This window comes from Spongiactinospora gelatinilytica (assembly GCF_003236385.1).
Classification (GTDB): domain Bacteria; phylum Actinomycetota; class Actinomycetes; order Streptosporangiales; family Streptosporangiaceae; genus Spongiactinospora; species Spongiactinospora gelatinilytica.
The window spans coordinates 1-451 of record NZ_POUA01000865.1; the positions used below are offsets into that span (position 1 = coordinate 1).

Annotated in this window: 1 protein-coding gene; it reads left to right on the top strand. The window is 34.1% G+C overall.

Features of this window, described 5'->3' with window-relative positions:
• Window positions 1-195: 195 nt before the first annotated feature.
• A partial coding sequence (locus tag C1I98_RS46640) for a bacteriocin immunity family protein (RefSeq protein WP_111172260.1) occupies window positions 196-451 on the top strand: 256 nt, incomplete at its 3' end.

A 451-nucleotide genomic window follows, 5' to 3' on the forward strand; every position in this document is an offset into this window, starting at 1 on the left:
CATCATTACCAAAGCGATATTTCTCGGCAACAATTCGATTTGATCCGCCAGGATCTGGAAGCTTCAAGAAAACGAACTCACCCAAAACACATTGATCCTTATGATATCTTCTGTGCCATGCTCTATGTCCTTAAAAATGGTTGTACTTGGCGGTTCATGGAAATCAGGACATGAAAAATAAGGAGGTGTCATCTAATGAGCTTTTTTAAAAACAACACAAAACGAATACCTACTGAAGTGAAATTACTTACTGATATACAAAATGCTTTAGCTGATGCACCAACTACTGAAGAAAAACCATTTTTACTGGAAGCAGAACAATCTTTAAAAGACAAAAAATATTTGCCAAAAATTTTAAGTGATTTACAATTTTTTTTAACGCCCCTAGCGATAAAATCTGCCCTATCCCCAAAAGTTAAAGTTATCTATTTGAATCTTATCTCAGATAAAT